The sequence below is a fragment of the Pontibacter kalidii genome (assembly GCF_026278245.1).
GTDB classification, from domain to species: Bacteria; Bacteroidota; Bacteroidia; order Cytophagales; family Hymenobacteraceae; genus Pontibacter; species Pontibacter kalidii.
Window position 1 is genome coordinate 4,209,661 of the sequence record NZ_CP111079.1, and the last position, 15,993, is coordinate 4,225,653.

General features: G+C 53.0%; 15 protein-coding genes. 10 read left to right on the forward strand and 5 right to left on the reverse strand.

Annotated elements, in window-relative coordinates:
• Positions 1-62 precede the first annotated feature (62 nt).
• Positions 63-854 (forward strand): glucose 1-dehydrogenase, encoded by a 792-nt coding sequence (locus tag OH144_RS17645; protein WP_266203596.1) that lies wholly within the window; start codon positions 63-65, stop codon positions 852-854.
• A 502-nt stretch (positions 855-1,356) separates the two neighbouring features.
• Complete coding sequence (locus tag OH144_RS17650) at positions 1,357-2,382, forward strand: hypothetical protein (RefSeq protein ID WP_266203597.1); 1,026 nt, start codon at positions 1,357-1,359, stop codon at positions 2,380-2,382.
• A gap of 137 nt (positions 2,383-2,519) precedes the next feature.
• On the opposite strand, the gene OH144_RS17655 is transcribed toward OH144_RS17650, so the two are convergent.
• Positions 2,520-2,801, reverse strand: coding sequence for a hypothetical protein (locus OH144_RS17655; protein ID WP_266203598.1), 282 nt, complete (start codon positions 2,799-2,801; stop codon positions 2,520-2,522).
• A 454-nt stretch (positions 2,802-3,255) separates the two neighbouring features.
• Here OH144_RS17655 and OH144_RS17660 point away from each other — a divergent pair, with 454 nt between their 5' ends.
• From OH144_RS17660 to OH144_RS17680, 5 genes are all read left to right on the forward strand, one after another.
• Positions 3,256-4,032, forward strand: a complete 777-nt coding sequence (locus OH144_RS17660; protein WP_266203599.1) for an SDR family NAD(P)-dependent oxidoreductase — start codon at positions 3,256-3,258, stop codon at positions 4,030-4,032.
• 277 nt (positions 4,033-4,309) lie between these two features.
• Positions 4,310-4,705: a methionine-R-sulfoxide reductase gene (locus tag OH144_RS17665; RefSeq protein WP_266203600.1), complete on the forward strand. Its 396-nt coding sequence runs from the start codon at positions 4,310-4,312 to the stop codon at positions 4,703-4,705.
• 83 nt (positions 4,706-4,788) lie between these two features.
• On the forward strand, positions 4,789-5,118 hold the full coding sequence (locus OH144_RS17670; protein ID WP_266203601.1) for a peptide-methionine (R)-S-oxide reductase: 330 nt from the start codon (positions 4,789-4,791) through the stop codon (positions 5,116-5,118).
• A 79-nt stretch (positions 5,119-5,197) separates the two neighbouring features.
• Entirely contained in the window at positions 5,198-5,578 is a 381-nt protein-coding gene (locus tag OH144_RS17675; protein ID WP_266203602.1) for a diacylglycerol kinase, read from the forward strand.
• 302 nt (positions 5,579-5,880) lie between these two features.
• Positions 5,881-6,357, forward strand: coding sequence for a DinB family protein (locus tag OH144_RS17680; protein WP_266203603.1), 477 nt, complete (start codon positions 5,881-5,883; stop codon positions 6,355-6,357).
• A gap of 142 nt (positions 6,358-6,499) precedes the next feature.
• Here the strand turns inward: OH144_RS17680 and OH144_RS17685 are convergent, their stop codons facing one another.
• Positions 6,500-7,291, reverse strand: a complete 792-nt coding sequence (locus tag OH144_RS17685) for a DUF4382 domain-containing protein (RefSeq protein ID WP_266203604.1) — start codon at positions 7,289-7,291, stop codon at positions 6,500-6,502.
• 180 nt (positions 7,292-7,471) lie between these two features.
• Positions 7,472-10,486, reverse strand: coding sequence for an AsmA family protein (locus OH144_RS17690; protein ID WP_266203605.1), 3,015 nt, complete (start codon positions 10,484-10,486; stop codon positions 7,472-7,474).
• Positions 10,487-10,630: 144 nt separating this feature from the next.
• On the opposite strand from OH144_RS17690, the gene OH144_RS17695 reads away from it, so the two are divergent.
• The 3 genes from OH144_RS17695 to OH144_RS17705 all read left to right on the forward strand — a co-directional run bounded on the left by OH144_RS17695 (position 10,631) and on the right by OH144_RS17705 (position 13,485).
• Entirely contained in the window at positions 10,631-11,650 is a 1,020-nt protein-coding gene (locus tag OH144_RS17695; protein WP_266203606.1) for a PorP/SprF family type IX secretion system membrane protein, read from the forward strand.
• Between the two features lie 63 nt (positions 11,651-11,713).
• Positions 11,714-12,940, forward strand: coding sequence for a gliding motility lipoprotein GldJ (gldJ, locus tag OH144_RS17700; RefSeq protein ID WP_266203607.1), 1,227 nt, complete (start codon positions 11,714-11,716; stop codon positions 12,938-12,940).
• Positions 12,941-13,008: 68 nt separating this feature from the next.
• A complete protein-coding gene (locus OH144_RS17705; RefSeq protein ID WP_266203608.1) occupies positions 13,009-13,485 on the forward strand; it encodes a DUF4265 domain-containing protein in 477 nt (158 codons plus the stop codon).
• Between the two features lie 83 nt (positions 13,486-13,568).
• On the opposite strand, the gene OH144_RS17710 is transcribed toward OH144_RS17705, so the two are convergent.
• Both OH144_RS17710 and OH144_RS17715 read right to left on the reverse strand, forming a co-directional pair.
• Complete coding sequence (locus OH144_RS17710) at positions 13,569-15,089, reverse strand: malate:quinone oxidoreductase (protein WP_266203609.1); 1,521 nt, start codon at positions 15,087-15,089, stop codon at positions 13,569-13,571.
• 155 nt (positions 15,090-15,244) lie between these two features.
• Entirely contained in the window at positions 15,245-15,931 is a 687-nt protein-coding gene (locus OH144_RS17715; protein WP_266203610.1) for a ComF family protein, read from the reverse strand.
• Between the last annotated feature and the right edge of the window lie 62 nt (positions 15,932-15,993).

Sequence of the window (15,993 nt, forward strand, 5' to 3'; positions counted from 1 at the left end):
AGGCAGGTTATACCATGTTACGAGCCTCCTGTAATCTTGAGTTCTACCCTAAATAATATATTATGAGCGCATTTGATCAAAAATCCATCATTATCACGGGGGCTGCCATGGGCCTGGGGCTGGCGGCGGCGAAAGAGTTGGCAGGTCAGGGGGCAAATCTTACATTGATGGATTTCAATGAAGCCGAGCTTTCTGATGCAGCCAAAGACCTAACCCAAGCGTTTCCGGCTGCAAAGATCATCACTGTTGTGGGCGACGCATCAAGCGAGGAAGACGTCAAAAGGTATGTTTCTGAAACGGAAAAGGCATTTGGCCGCATCGACGGGCTGTATAACAACGCCGGGATCGAGGGCCGCCAGGCACCTATGACCGAGTATGACATCAAGGTTTTTAGAAAGGTGATCGACATTAACCTGATGGGTGTTTACTACGGCATGCGCTATGTGATTCCGGTCATGCAAAAGCAGAAGTATGGACGCATTGTGAATGTGGCCTCTGTGGGCGGCATACGGGGTGTGCTGAACCAGGTGGCCTACGTGGCAAGCAAACACGCCGTTTCCGGCATGACAAAAAACGCCGCCCTGGAATACGGCAAGGATGGCATCATAACCAATGCCATTGCGCCGGGAGCCATACTTACCCCCATGGTGGCCGAGGCCTTTAGAGAAGTTAACCCGGATGACCCCAAAGCTGCAGAAAGCGAATACGCCCAACGAAACCCCACAAGGCGCCTGGGCCTGCCGGAAGAGGTGGCCAGGGTGGTGGCCTTCCTGTTGAGTGAGGCTGCTTCCTATGTGAATGGCCAAACCATCGCCATCGACGGGGGCGAGTCAAATATGTATGGGAATCCTTAACTGCCATCAGTGCAGGCCTTGGCGCCTGCTACCAGGTAGAGCCAAAGCCTACCCCGGCTCTTCATCGTAAGGCCTGCAAAGTATAAAGCTTAGTCCTTTAAGCAACGAGGGAGCCTTTATACTTGGAGAGAAAACAAGAAAGCAGCTCCGGCAGGGGCTGCTTTCTTGTTTTCTACTCTTTCCTGCCCGACTCTGGAAGTGCGCTTCCAGGGCCATTTCACTCGAATTTTGAAATATATTTATTTTTAGTGCAAATTTTAAACTTATAAAAAGTATCCTACGTACCTACAAACCAACAGCATCCACCTATCTAATTTCATAATTCCGATTATAAACAATTCCCTGTCAATTACACTGCCATAAGCGGCTAAATTGATTATAGCAGCACATTTTATGAGCCACAATACTATTATTGCTTGGACACAACAACCTTGTCTTATAAGTAATATACCAATAGTTTGGCCGGAAGAAAGATTTCACTTTACCTCTTAATAAACACTATATGAAAACAATTAGTACAAAAATGATCGCAGTTGCTATAGCATCTGTTTTTCTATTTGCCTGTGACCGCGACGATGAGCAGGAGTTAGTAGAGCCCATGAAGGTATCGCAGGAAGCTGAGCTCGTGGGCTACAACCCTACCACCTGTAACCTGGTGCAGACGTTCGGCTCCGGAGAGCTTCCGCGCCACGTGAACATGATAGAAGAGGATCGTGCCATGATGACCGTAAAGGCCCAGCGAAGAGGGCACAACGGCAAGTACCTGGAGGAGACCGAGGGGTTACTGCTCGACCCGTACGACCCGGCTACAGACCTCACCAACCCATTTGACAGGCAGATGCTGGGCATGTTTGGCGGAATCCTGACCGTGCCGGACGAAACGGGCACCAAGGCCAACCGGGCAGGCGGGCGCGTGACGCTGGATTTCTCGCCGGTAGGCTCCGTTACGATGAAAACCATGCTGTTTACCGATATCGCGGAAGAAGACGCGGGCTCTAAGGTGGAGCTCTACAGCGCTTCCGGGCAACTGCTGGAACAGAAGGAGATACCGGTAGTGGGCAAGAATGAATCCATCTTTGTTTCCTTTGACAACATTCCCGGTGTAGTGAAAGCAGTGGTGACGTTCGGTGCCGAGCGCCAAAATGTTGGCTCAGGCGCTATTGCGCGTCTGCAGCTTTGTGTGGAAGGCCAGGGGCGCTACGATGAGGCGCGTTACAACGGTGTCCATACGCTGTGGCTGGAGTACACAGGCAGCCAACCAGCCAACGTGACCATTACCGCCAAAGAAGGTGCGTCGGGCAAACAGATTTTCTCAGCAAAAGGCATGAAACCCGGCACCATGTTTAAGCTTGCCTCCGCAGACAGAATGATACCGCTGGGCGAGGCGCTGGAAATTGAAACGAACCGAAAAGAGAAGCAAACCATCCCCGTTAACCCGGACCGTACAGCTTCTCTGAAAAAACAATATGGCAGCTTTAGGGTAGTGGAGGCCAGATGCAGCGATTACCCTTTACAGCTTGAGTGGTAGTTAGAGCCATTTCACCGCATAGCAGGAAAAGCAGCCCCGCTCGGGGCTGCTTTTTTATTTAGTTAGTTATTTTTAAATCGTTCTAAGCAGGCTCTTCCTGTGTTATATACTACTTTCTGGTCCTCAATCTGATAGACTTACCAGCTGTAAAGGTCGGAATAGGTTGCCTTCCATTCAGTTTTATCTGTCGCTCTTACCTGCATGGTACCATTGGAGGTCACTGTCACGTTCTTAAGCGTATACAGCCCTTCCTTCAGCTCCCTGGGTATAGACAGGCCTTCTACCGTAACCTGGCCGGGGATGCCTCCTCCGTCACCGGCAGAGAGTTTATCGAGCACCTCCATAGACTTCATCGGGCAGAAATACAGCACCATTTTACCCCGGCTTTTCTCGAGGCGCACAGGGGATAAGTTTGCCATCACTGTCTCCCCATGAGATAAGTGTTCTTCCCGCATCACTTTCTGCAGAACCTCTGGCTGTGAAGAAGAGGTAACTACTACCTGTCGTGGTTCTTTGGCTCCTGAAGGTTGATCCTTGAAGCCAAATAAATTGTTAAAAAAGGAAGTGTAAGAACTCATAGCATTTAACTTTAGATATGAATAAATAATATAAAGGTTCATCCCTCTCAGGCAGTCGCCCGACTGCCCGTCTCATCCATCAACTTATCTATATTGATTTATTGCTTGTACTATAAAACGAGGCTCCCCCTACTCTTGTTCTTCTTAAACACCAAAATATTATTTGGTAATTATAATTTCAGAAAAGCACCCTGCTCTTGCCTCCTGTTTCAAACCAATAAGCCGTACAGGCAGTATGTGTACCTAAAGCCTTCTGGTTTTTACAGGAGGTGACCACTCTACCCAACAAAGGCTTATGGACAGACTTAAAAGCAAGGTTGCCTTGATCACAGGCTCGGACTCAGGCATAGGCAGGGCAACAGCCATAGAGTTCGCCAGAGAAGGCGCAGACGTAGTTATCTGCTACCACTCCGATAAAAAAGGCGCTGAGGAAACACTACAGGAAGTTGAAAAGCAGAACAGGAAAGGCCTTGTTCTTCAGGTCGATATCAGCGATGAGCAGCGCGTGGAGCAGCTGTTTAGGCAAGCCCTGCAGGAGTTCGGGAGTATAGACATACTCGTAAACAACGCTGCCGTGAATGGCTCCGGCATCCACGTGGCCGACATGGACACCGAGGTTTTCGACCGCACCATCCGCACCAACCTCTACGGCACCTTCTTCTGCTCCCGTGCCTTTATCCGGCACCGCAAACAGGAGGGCGGCAAGGGCAAGATCATCAACGTATCCTCGGTGCATGAGGAGATTGTCTCGGCGGGCACGGCAGACTACTGCGCCTCCAAGGCCGCTGTGCGCAACCTTACCCGCACCCTGGCGCTGGAACTGGCCGAGGACGGTATCAACGTAAACAACATTTGCCCCGGCATGATCCTGACACCGATGAACCAGAAGGCCATAGATGATAAAGAAGCCCGTAAAGAGAGCGAGCAGAACATCCCCATGAGGCGCGCCGGCAAGCCCGAAGAGATCGCCAAGGTGGCTTTGTTCCTGGCCTCCCCAGACGCTGACTACGTCACCGGCTCGAGCTACTTTATGGATGGCGGTTTATCGCAGCATGTGGGGCAGGGGGCGTAGGCAAAGTATAAAACCCAAGTTGCGATCTACTCATGATGTGCAGGTGTAAACCCACCCCTAACCCCTCCGAGGAGGGGAATCACCTACTCTTTTGCAAAATTCCCCTCCTCTGGACTAGCCAAAACGCGAGTTTTGAGCTAGCGAGCGCAGCTCTCAGTGGTGGGTTAATCGCAACCTTGAGGTATAAAGTATAAGCAAGCCCAAAGACCGACCCAAACCTTGCGGCGCGTTGTTTGTTTACACAAGTATAAATTACCTTATCACAAAGTATAACCCTATGAAGATAGCGAAAGACCCATCAGAGTATAACAAGCTTACCCCGGAAGAAGCACGCATTATCGTGAACAAAGGAACCGAGTACCCGGGAACCGGCGAGTACTATACCCATAAGGCAGAAGGCGTGTACTTGTGTCGCCGTTGCAACGCGCCGCTTTATACCTCGGAGTATAAGTTTGAGTCGAGCTGTGGCTGGCCGAGCTTTGATGACGAGATAACCGGGGCCGTAAAGCGTGTGCCGGATGCCGATGGCCACCGCACTGAGATTGTATGCGCCAACTGCGATGCGCACCTGGGCCACGTGTTCGAGGGGGAGTACCTGACTCCAAAGAACATCCGCCACTGCGTAAACTCCCTCTCCATGAAGTTTGTGCCGGTGGAGGACCTGGAAAAGTAATTGCTAGACTTTCCTCTTAATAGATCATCCCCTACCACCTTCCAGAGGATGGGGGATGACAAATTTGCCTGCCCGGTCCTGAAATGAAATTTGTTCGCAATCAGAAAATAGACCCGAGCCCACATGCCCAGGACAGCGGAGTGTATACTTGCGCTGCCTGCGGGCTCATACTTTTTGAGGCCAGTAAGAAGTTCGAAGTCGGTTCCGGTTTCCCTAGTTTTTGGGCGCAGGTAGGGGAGCATGTGCGGCATCGCCCCCTCGATACCTATGGCCGGCAACGCATACAGTTGCTCTGCCAGCGGTGCGGGCAGCACCTGGGCCACCTGTTCGAGGATGCCCGCACGCCAACTAAGGTGCGCTATTGCGTTAACGCCAATTCTATTACCTTTGGTCCGGAGCAACGGCAGCCGTGAAAGCGGACTACTGCATACTCTCTAAAGTATAAACCGTACAAGCTTCTGAATTTATACTTCGCCATAAACCCTTTCATACTTGCGCGCCTATCTCAAAAAACGCTACAACAGCTTCCGGTTCGCCTTCAGGGGGATTAACGCTGCCGTAAGATCGGAGCCACACATGCGCCTGCACGTGCTGTCGGCCTTCGCGGTGCTGGCCCTGGGCTTTGCCTTTGGTGTGTCTAAAACGGAATGGTGCCTGCTGGTGGGAAGTATAGGGCTGGTGGTAACGGCGGAGATCATCAACACCGCCATTGAGACGGTGGTGAACCTCGTGTCGCCGGATTTTAACCAGTTGGCAGGCCGGGCAAAGGATCTGGCCGCTGGTGCCGTGCTGGTGGCAGCCTTCACAGCAGCCCTTATCGGCACCATCATCTTCCTGCCCTACCTGCTGGCTTTTGCCAAAGTATACTTTTAGTGATGCATCCGTACGTATAAACCGCCGCTTTGCGCCTTCTTTCAATGTCGCGACATTCAAAAAATTGCTTAAATTGCCTGCTTAACCAGGCCAAGTCGGCGCAGAGCACTTGTAAGGCACGGCTATTGGGTTGCTGGCAACCTAATAGCTGAAAGGGTAATAGGCGAGGAGCGCCTGCCAGCATGTGCCGTTATACTTGCCTGGGGCAGGAAGTATGCCTGCTTACAGGCCGCTGCTCATTTTTTTGATCAGCGCCAGGATGAAACTATAATTTGGGAAGATAAACGAGAAAGCTAATAACCATGACCGGAAACGACGTACTAAAAAACCTATCGGAGTATAATATCTGGGCAAACAAAACCATGCTCGATGTATTCAGCAGCCTGCCCGAAGTACCAGCCAATGCAGCCCGCCTGTTCAGCCACGCCCTCAACGCACAGGCTATCTGGATCGCCCGCATCACCGGCACCGAGAGCCCTGTTAAAGTATGGCAGGAGCACACGCTGGAGGAGCTGAAGAAGCTGCACGAGTATGCTTCTTATAAAATTGCTGAGTTGGTAGCTAGTTCAGATGAAGCCGAGTTTAACCGCCTGATCGACTATACCAACAGCCTGGGCCAAAAGTATAGCACCCGCGTCCTTGACATCCTGACGCACGCCTTTAACCACGCCACCTACCACCGCGCCCAGGTGGCCACCGACCTGCGCAAAAACGGCCACACCCCGCCCAACACCGACTACGTAACCTACGTGCGCGAGCTGATGGGCCAAGTGTATTAGGCTTTTGACAAAGGACAAAAGACCAAAAACAAAAGAGGGCGCTTCATGGAGAAGCGCCCTCTTTTGTTTTTGTGGCAGATTTAAAGTTCTAAAGGATCAAAGTCCTTTGTCTTTTGTCAAAGAATCCTTTGTGTCAAAAAGATTACTCCTGCGGCAGCATTACCACGCCCAGGTCTTTGATCTGGTTCTGCGATACGCTTACGTTTTCTATGGTTTTATTGTGCTGGCCATACTCCGTGATGAACTCAACGCGGTAAGTACCTGCCGGAACGCCTTTGATCAGGAAATCGCCATTGTCGCTGGCAAAACCACCGATCGTGTCATTCTCTGCTGAGATAACGTAAATACCCGGCTTATACTCTGCTGGCGTAACCGAACCTTTAATACCGCCGGCAATCGCCTGGGTAATGGTGCGAATCACTGGCTTCAGGTTATAGCCGCCGTTGCCCTTTGGCACTACCGACCGGGCTGCGTCGAAGTCGAGCAGCACCATGTAGGTCACGTCGTCCTCCAGATGAGCATCGATCTTCAGTTTAACGCCGGATGTCTGGCCGCTTGGGGTTTTCAGGTCGATCACATCCCCGTTCTTCAGCTTCACCGAGTTATTATCGCCCAGCACAAGCCTGAGCTGAGAGATATGCCCCACCGGCAGTTCTGCGCTGGCCAGCAGCGTATCCTTGCCATTCGCAAAGTCCAGCAGGTTGTAAACGCCCGGATGGATCTTATCCAACGTTATCCAGCCATCCTCGCCATCACCGTCTTCCCTGTGTATCTGCACCGACTTGATCTCGACATTCACCTCGTCATAATCGCCAGGCGCATCGGTCATGCGTACTTCCATGCGGCCTGTGCCGTTTCCATCATTGTCGCTATCGCATGAGCTGAATCCTATCAGCCCGCTCAGCAGTAAAGGGAGAAAAAATCTTTTTTTCATCGTTTAGAATTGCATTGGTTTAAGCATTATGCTTTCCGGAAAGCTCCTTTTACACACCATAACGGCGGAAAGTTGCACTCTAATATATAGTGCTTAAAAAATAAAATCCAGCAGAAGCATCTTCTTCTGCTGGATTTATGCTAATCCGCTGGTTCTCCAGCGATTCTATACTTTAAAAAATTACTGCTGATTCTTCGTTGTATCGGGCGGTGTGGTCGTCTTCGGCTTGGTGATCTGCTTCAGGAAACCACCTACCTTATCGGTAGCCTGCTTCTGTATCTGCTGCTCCGCCTCCTGCCGCTTCTTCTGTAGTTCCTCCTGCGCTTTGCGCTCCAGTTCCTGCTTTCTGCGGTCTACCTCGGCGTTTACGCTATCCTGCAGTTGCTGCTTGCGCGCATCGGCCTGTTGCTTCACCACGTTCAGCTTCTCCTGCACTACACTCTCTACCACATCGGCGGCTTTCTCTTTTACAGAACCACCGGCCAGCGCTACTTTAGGGTCCTTAAAGGTGCCGCCCACGCTCAGGTTCAGCGTCACGCGCTCCGTGTTCACCAGGTTCTGATTCTCGCCTAGTATGCCCGCAAGCCTGGAGCCGAGTTGCTGCCCCACTTTCCCGGTTGGCACGTTCAGGGCGGTGGTGAAGTCCATGTTGCCGCTTGCGGCTGTGCTGCCCCCCACCGACATGTTGATGTCGCCGATGCTGAGGTTAAAAGGCTTCACGACCAGCTTGCCATCCACAATCTGCGCATCAATCATCTTGTTCTCAATCACAAAGCTTTGCAGCTCCTGCAGGTTTGTCAGGTTGCTGATCTTCTCCACTACCGGCACATCACGCACGGCGGCACGCAGCACCTTTATCACGCCTTTGCCATCCAGCGTCTGGAAAACCGGCACCATATCCTGGCCAAGTTCTCCGGCAAAAGCAAAGTTGGTGCTAAACTTCCCATCCAGCAGTGCTGCGATCGGCGCAAAGGCTTGTACTGTGTTAAAGGAGTTGAAAGCTTCCTTAAAGCCCAGGTTCTGGATATCGAGTTTCATGTCGAACAGGGGCTTCTGCAGGTTCTGCGTGCTGTAGCTTCCGCTGGTGGCAAAGGTGCCGCCCAAGGTGTTAAAAGTCACTTTATTCAGCTTCGCTACCTGGTCTTTCACCTGCACCTGTCCATTCACGTTACTCAGTTTCAGGTTAGAATACAGCACCTGCTTGGCGTCTATGTTCAGCGCCAGGTCCAGGTTGGCCGGCACTTCCACCACGCCCTCAGTAGACTCATCTGCAGGCGCACCCTCATCATCCACCATCCACTCATTCACATCAAAGACGTTAGAGTTCAGGTTAAAGCTTCCGCGCAGCGGCTGATCATCGGCCAGGGCATAGCCGATGTAGTTCGACACCGTGCCACTTGCCTGGAAATCGCTCTTGCCCAGGTGCCCGCTCATGTTCTGCAGGTTCACACGCTCGTTGTTAAAGGTAGCATTGGCCTTGGCGATCTTGATGCCCTGCGGCATATCGGTACTCACATAGCTCAGGTTATGGATGGCCATGGTTCCGTTTGCCGTCACGTTGTTATACTTCTCGGCCTCGATATCGCTCAGCTTTCCTTTGGCCGTTACATCCGCGTTGATGCGACCTGCCACCGTCATACCTTCCTGCGGGAAGATCTTCGTTAGTTTCGTCAGATCCAGTATACCCTTGATGCGACCGTCAAAAGCGGGTTTGTCTATGCCTGTAATCAACATACGACCCTCCAGCGGCTCCCCGTCCAGGCTCATGTTAAAGCGCTCTATGTTGATGCGGGTGTCGTCAGTATTGCCGGTGGTGTTGCGCACGTTGGTCACCATGTTCAGGTTCTGGATCGGCGCCGGGAAGTCTTTGGATTTGATATAGCCATTGGTCAGGTTCAGATCGGCGTCTATCACCGGCATGCTAGTTTCGGAGTAGGTACCCTTGGCATCAGCATCCACTTTCAGCAGGCCGCGCAGCGTCATACCCTCCACCGGATATACTTTGGTCAGCTCAGCCAGGTCTACGTTCGCCTTCACGTTGCCGTCCACCTGCATCGTCTCCAGGCCGTTTATCACTACGCGGGCGTCAATCGGGTTTTTACCCAGGTCCATGTGAAACTGGCGTATGTTGATGTTGGTGTTCTGCGGCGTGCCATCCTCGCTGGCCACGCTCATGTCCACGTTAATGTTGCGGGCGGCCTCCGGCAGGTCCGGGTACTTAAAGAAGCCTTCCATCACCTTCAGGTCCACGCCATAACCCGGCATCAGCGTATCGATCATGCGGCCCTTGAAGTAACCGTCGAAGCTCAGCTTGCCCTCTGTTTTGATGTTCTCAAACTCCTCCGTATACATGCCCGGCACCACCGACAGCACGTTGCGGAAGTCAGTTCCGGTCGCGCTGAAGGTCAGGTCAAAGTCTATGGCCTCGTCAGGCATCAGAATAGTGCCATCGAACTTGAACGGAAACTCGTTTATGCGGATGTTGTTGTCCTTGAACGTATACAGCGACTGGTTCAGGTCCATGGCCATGGTCACGTCGGCGTCCAGGCGGGCGTTCTCCAGGTAGTTGGTGCCGTCATAGGTCATCACAAAGCGCTCTGCCGTGGTGTTTGACTTCATATCGAACACGTCTTTCTCGAAATCACCGCTGCCGCTGTGCTGCACGTTGTAGGCCGCAAAGCCAAACGGAATGCTCAGGTCGTCGTAGTAGATGGTGCCGTTGTTCACTTGCCAGCCTTTTATGGCCATGTTAAAGTCCGAGGCAGTGGTATCTGTTTCTGCGGCAGCCGTCGTATCTTCCTTCATGATGTCCCAGTTGGCTTTGCCGCTCTTGAGCACCAGCAGGCGTATCACGGGCTCTTCCAGGGTAATGGAGTTCACCTTCAGTTCATCACCAAAGGCGCTCAGCAGGTTCAGGCCCATCTGGAAGGAGGGGATGCGGGCCAGGGTATCGGTGGCGAAGGAGTCTACGCCTACCACGGTGAGGTTCTCCACGCCCAGCGAGAGATTCGGGAAATCGCGCAGCAGCGACAGGCTCACGTCATCGGTCTCGTAAAGGACTTGTGCATTTATACTTTCGGAGATTTGCTGGTCGAGGGCGAGTTTAATCTTATCCTTGAAAATAACAGGCACCAGCACCGCAGCAACAAGCAGCAGGGCCAGAAAGATAAAAAAGCCAATGGCTACTTTTTTCATGAGTTATAGTAGTTTTGGTGTATTACGGATGTAAAAGCTAAGCTATAGAAATTATAGCTAAAATCGTGCTACTTTATACTTTGGATTTGCGGCAGGCGCGCACACCACCAATTAAACAGTAGCTTTCAGATTAAATTGCGAAGTATGGGTTCAGGTTTAAAAAAGATATTGCTGCTGTGCATGGCCTGCCTGTGCGCCACTCTTGCCGTGGCCCAGGATGTGCAGCACACGCAGCAGTATGCCAACCGCCTGTACCTGAACCCCGCCTTTGCCGGCCTCGGCCACAGTTGGAGCGTAGGGCTCTCGCACCGCAAGCAATGGCCTTCACTCAACGGCTCCTTTATCACCAACTCGCTTGCCGCCGACCTGCGCATCCCCGATTCGAAAAGTGCAATCGGCCTTTTTCTGCAACAGGACCGTGCCGGCGTGGGCGGCCTTAAGAAACTGCAGGCCGGGCTGGGCTATGCCTACCACACCAACATCAGTGACAGCTGGGCCATGTCGGCGGGGCTGCAGGCAAGTATAGCCCGCCTCAGCCTGGATTACGACAACCTGGTTTTCGGGGATCAACTCTCTGACAACGGCATGGTGGCGGTAAGATCGGCGGAGGTAATCGAATTCAACCCAAACACTTACATTGACTTTACAGTAGGGGGGCTGCTATATGCTGAGCAGGCATGGGTGGGGCTAACGGTGGCCCACCTCAACCAGCCAACTTATGAGCTGGGACGGGAAACTGAGTTGCCGCTGCGCTTCACGGCCGTGGCCGGGTACAAATTCTACGCCCGCTCTTACGAGGACCAGGGGCAACTGTTCGAACTGAGCTTTACGCCGGCGGCCACGTTTATACATCAGCAAAGTTCTAAAAGATTAGATGTAGGCCTGTACACTAAATACACTCCTGTTTCGTTAGGGATAATATATAAAGGAGTACCCGTTGTTGGTGGAACTAACCAGGACCAATCCTTGTCCGTAATTGCAGGGCTCCAACTGAAGCAGTTCAGAGTTGGCTTTAGCCACGATGTGGGCCTGCGGGGAATGAGCAGGGAAGTGGGCGGCACCAACGAAGTTTCGCTTGTTTTTGAACGTGCCGACATTAACAATTTGTTTAGAAGCCGCTTAAAGAGTAAAATTAACAGAAGCATTGTTTGTCCGGCATTCTAATATTATTTATAATTGCACATTAATCTACGTTACAAGAACCTTATCTTAATTAGGTACTATTTTATGAAGTTAATCAAGTATTTATCGGCTGCGGTTTTGGGAGGGTTCCTGTTGACGGCCTGCTCTAAGGGCGGCCAGCCAACCAGCACAAACCCAGGTGCTTACAGCTCTGCCACTGGTGCTGAGTACGGCGAAGATGAAGATGCTTTTGATGTTGCCGACTACGCTGAGTTCCCGCAGGGCCCGGGCCTGATCTTTATTGAGGGTGGCCGTACCGTGCTTGGCTCTATGGAAGAGGACATCGCCATGACCCGCGACAACGTGGAGCGTACCGTGACTGTGGCCTCTTTTTATATGGACGAAACAGAGGTGGCCAACATCCACTGGCTGGAGTACCTGCACGATTTGAAGCGCGATTCGCTGCCGGAAGTTTACGCGGCGGCCCTGCCTGATACCACCGTGTGGTCTCAGCAACTGTCTTTCAACGACCCTTACGTAACGTATTACCTGCGCTACCCAGGCTTCCGCTTCTTCCCGGTGGTAGGCGTAAGCTGGCTGCAGGCCAACGACTTTACTGTTTGGCGCACCAACAAGGTAAATAACATTCTTGCCCAGCAGGCTAACGGCGGCGGCAGAAGAGGCTTATTTGGTCGTCGTGGTGGCGACGAGTCGGCAGAAGGCGAGAGACCATCGATCGAGTCGGGCTATGTGCTGCCGAACTACCGCCTCCCAACAGAGGCCGAGTGGGAGTACGCTGCCCAGGCAATGATCGGTACGCAATATACCGAAGACGAAAACCAGAACAACCGCCGCATGTACCCATGGGACGGCCACCAGGTGCGTAACCCGTATGGCAAGCAGATGGGTAAGTTCCTGGCTAACTTTAAGCGTGGCCGTGGTGACTATGCTGGTATCGCTGGCTCACTGAACGACGGCGCCATGATCACCGACTACATTTATGCTTACCCTCCAAACGATTTCGGCCTCTACAACATGGCCGGTAATGTGAACGAGTGGGTGCAGGATGTGTATCGTCCGCTTTCCTTCCAGGATGTGGAAGACCTGAACCCGTTCCGTCGTGATGGCTTCCTGGACGAGTCTACTAACTACGACTCCAGCGAAGGTTTTCATTCCCTGGTAAGCGACGAGGTACGTGTTTACAAAGGAGGTTCCTGGAAAGACGTAGCTTACTGGCTGTCTCCGGGTACCCGCCGCTTCATGGCGCAGGATTCATCCACAGCCACTATCGGCTTCCGTTGCGCCATGATCAACGCTGGCTCTAACAAGTAAGACAGACATCACTTTCATATGAAAAGCCCGGGCTCACGCTTCGGGCTTTTTACTTTTATACTTTTTTCATGAGCGAGAACAAGCAAGCCCACAAGATCATTTTCCGTTTCTACAGCGAAGTTTTTGACCGCGAGATGGTAGAGACGCTCTGGGCACAGGAGGTGGACGCCGATCAGGGCCTTTATAAAATCGACAGCATCCCCTACTATGTGCCGCTTATCGCCACCGATGATATCGTGCGCGCCAAGTATGACTCGATGGAGGAGGGGCTCCTCTTCCAGGAAACGGTAACGCCTTCGGGCAACTCCACCATACAGGTTATCCGCCAGAACGAAGACACGCCGCTGCTCGATATCCGGAAAAAGTTTGCGCAACTTGGCTGTGTGTCGGTGGAGGTAAACGCGGATTTCTTTGTGCTGGAGGTGCCCCTGACCATCAACTACGCCGTAGTAAAAGAGCTGCTGGACGATTTGGAGGCCGATGGGGAAATAGAGTATGCCGAGCCGTCTCTCTCAGACGTGCACCGCGAGCAGACGAGCAGTTAAGTATACCTCAACACAAAACATCGCGGCAGGGGCATCCATTCCAGAATCTCCTGCCGCGATGCTATGTATACAGTTTGTTCTTTCTATTTCTTCTCCACCGCCGGCACCAGCCCCAGCACCTCGCTGGTATAGTTTCTCACCTGGTCCAGCAAGGCCGGGTCGCTACTCAGGGATTGTCCGTAGGAAGGAATCATCTCTTTCAGTTTTTCCTGCCACTCCTCGGTGTTAATGCGGTGCATAAAGCAGCGCTCCAGTAGCCCCAGCATAATAGATACCGCCGTGGAGGCACCGGGCGAGGCCCCAAGCAATGCAGCCAACGTACAGTTGGCACCACTCACCACCTCGGTACCAAACTCCAGCACGCCTCCCTTGTCGGGGTCTTTCTTTATGATCTGCACCCGCTGGCCGGCCACGGCCAGTTCCCAGTCCTCTGGCCTGGCATTCGGAAAGTAGTCCTTCAGGGCCTCCACCCGCTCATCCGGCGTTTGCCGTACCTGGTCAATCAGGTAGCGGGTCAACGCCATGTTCCGCAAACCGGCCGACAGCATGGGCCGCAGGTTACCGGCCTTGATCGATTTGGGCAGATCCATAAAGGAACCTTTCTTCAGGAATTTGGTAGAGAAGCCCGCGTAAGGGCCGAACAGCAACTCGCGTTTGCCGTTGATATAGCGCGTGTCCAGGTGCGGTACTGACATGGGCGGCGAGCCAACGGCAGCCTTGCCGTATACTTTGGCCTCGTGCCGCTCTATGACGTCGCGATTCGTGCACCTGAGCCACTGTCCGCTTACCGGGAAACCGCCGTAGCCCTTGCCCTCGGGTATGTCCGATTTTTCCAGCAGCGGCAACGCCCCACCGCCGGCACCGATAAACACGTAGCGGGAGTAAATCTTGCGTTTCTCGCCGTTCTTTAGGTTCTTCACCGTGATGCGCCAGCGACCGTCCTCCACCTGCCGCAGCTTCCGCACTTCGTGGGTAAAGTGCATGATCACATTGTTCTCCTCCTGCAAGTGCTTGAACATACTCTGCGTGAGGGCACCGAAGTTCACGTCCGTTCCCAAATCCATACGTGTGGCTGCCACAGGCTCTTGGCTGTCTCGGCCTTCCATCACCAGGGGTATCCATTCCTTCAGGTCGCGGTGGTCTTCAGAATAAACCATGTCCTTGAACAGGTGGCACTGCACCATCGCCTCGTAACGCTTCCGCAGGAAATTCACATTATCCCTGCCCCACACAAAGCTGATGTGCGGTATGTTGCGGATAAAGGAGGTAGGCAGCTCAATGATTCTGTTCTTGATGAGGTAGGCCCAGAACTGCTTCGATATCTCGAACGACTCGGCAATGCGAACGGCCTTGGAGGTATCGATGGAGCCGTCGGGTCTTTCGGGAGTGTAGTTAAGTTCGCAGAAGGCGGAGTGGCCGGTACCGGCGTTGTTCCAGGCATCCGAGCTTTCGGCGGCAGCCACGTCCAGCCTTTCCAGCACCTCTATCTTCAGATCCGGGTTCAGCTCCTTCAGCAGCATGCCCAGCGTGGCACTCATGATCCCTGCCCCGATCAGCACAACATCCGGTCCTTTGATATCCTTTGCCTCGTTATTATTCTTCATAGCTTATCTTCTTAGTTTCTCTGCTCCTTAAATTTTCTGCCTGCCGCCAAACCGGCCGCAAGAGCAGTTAATCTGACTACGGAAAAAAGCAGGGGCATGGCGAAAATCTTCTGCAGGAGGGGCAGGGCCGTGCCGTCATAAAGTATCAACCTTACCTATGCCGCCGCAATGGTGGCTATACTTACCTCTGCGGCTCCGGCTGCCAGCAAAGCGCGGGCACAGGCCTCCAAGGTGGCACCCGTGGTCAGCACATCGTCTACCAGCAGGATGTGTCTGCCCTGCACCTCTTCCGGCCTTGCCACCTCAAACACCTGCTCCACGTTCTGCCAGCGGTCGAGGCGGCTCTTGCGGGTTTGGGTGCTGGTGGGGGTGTTACGGCGTATGGCCTTTCCGCTGTAGGGCAGCTTCATACTTTGGGAAAGCCCCCTGGCGAAGCTTTCGGCCTGGTTGTAGCCCCGGCGGCGCAGTTTATACGTGTGCAGCGGCACGGGCACGATCACATCGAAATGGCTGCTGTAGTGGTAATCGGAGAGGAGGGAACCGTAGCGCTGCCCCAGGTGCTCGCCCAGTTCTTTGGCGCCTTTATACTTTAACTGATGCAACAACCGCTGTACCCGTCCCTTCGGCATAAAGTATAAATAGGAGAAAGCAAACCGCACCGGCACCTTGCCCCAGAACCTGCGCTGCAGTGGGTTCAGCTCGGTGGCCCCGTGCACATGGAAATCTGTGTAAGTCAATTTCACGCTGCAGTCGGTGCAGATGTACTCCTCGCCACGCGCCAGGGCGCCCCTGCAGGCGTAGCAGGTTTGCGGGAACAGCAGACTCAGCAGGTCTTCGAACATGGGCTAGCAAGTATGGTTTAAGGTATTCTGATGATTTTGCCGTAACTTTATACTTGGACTAA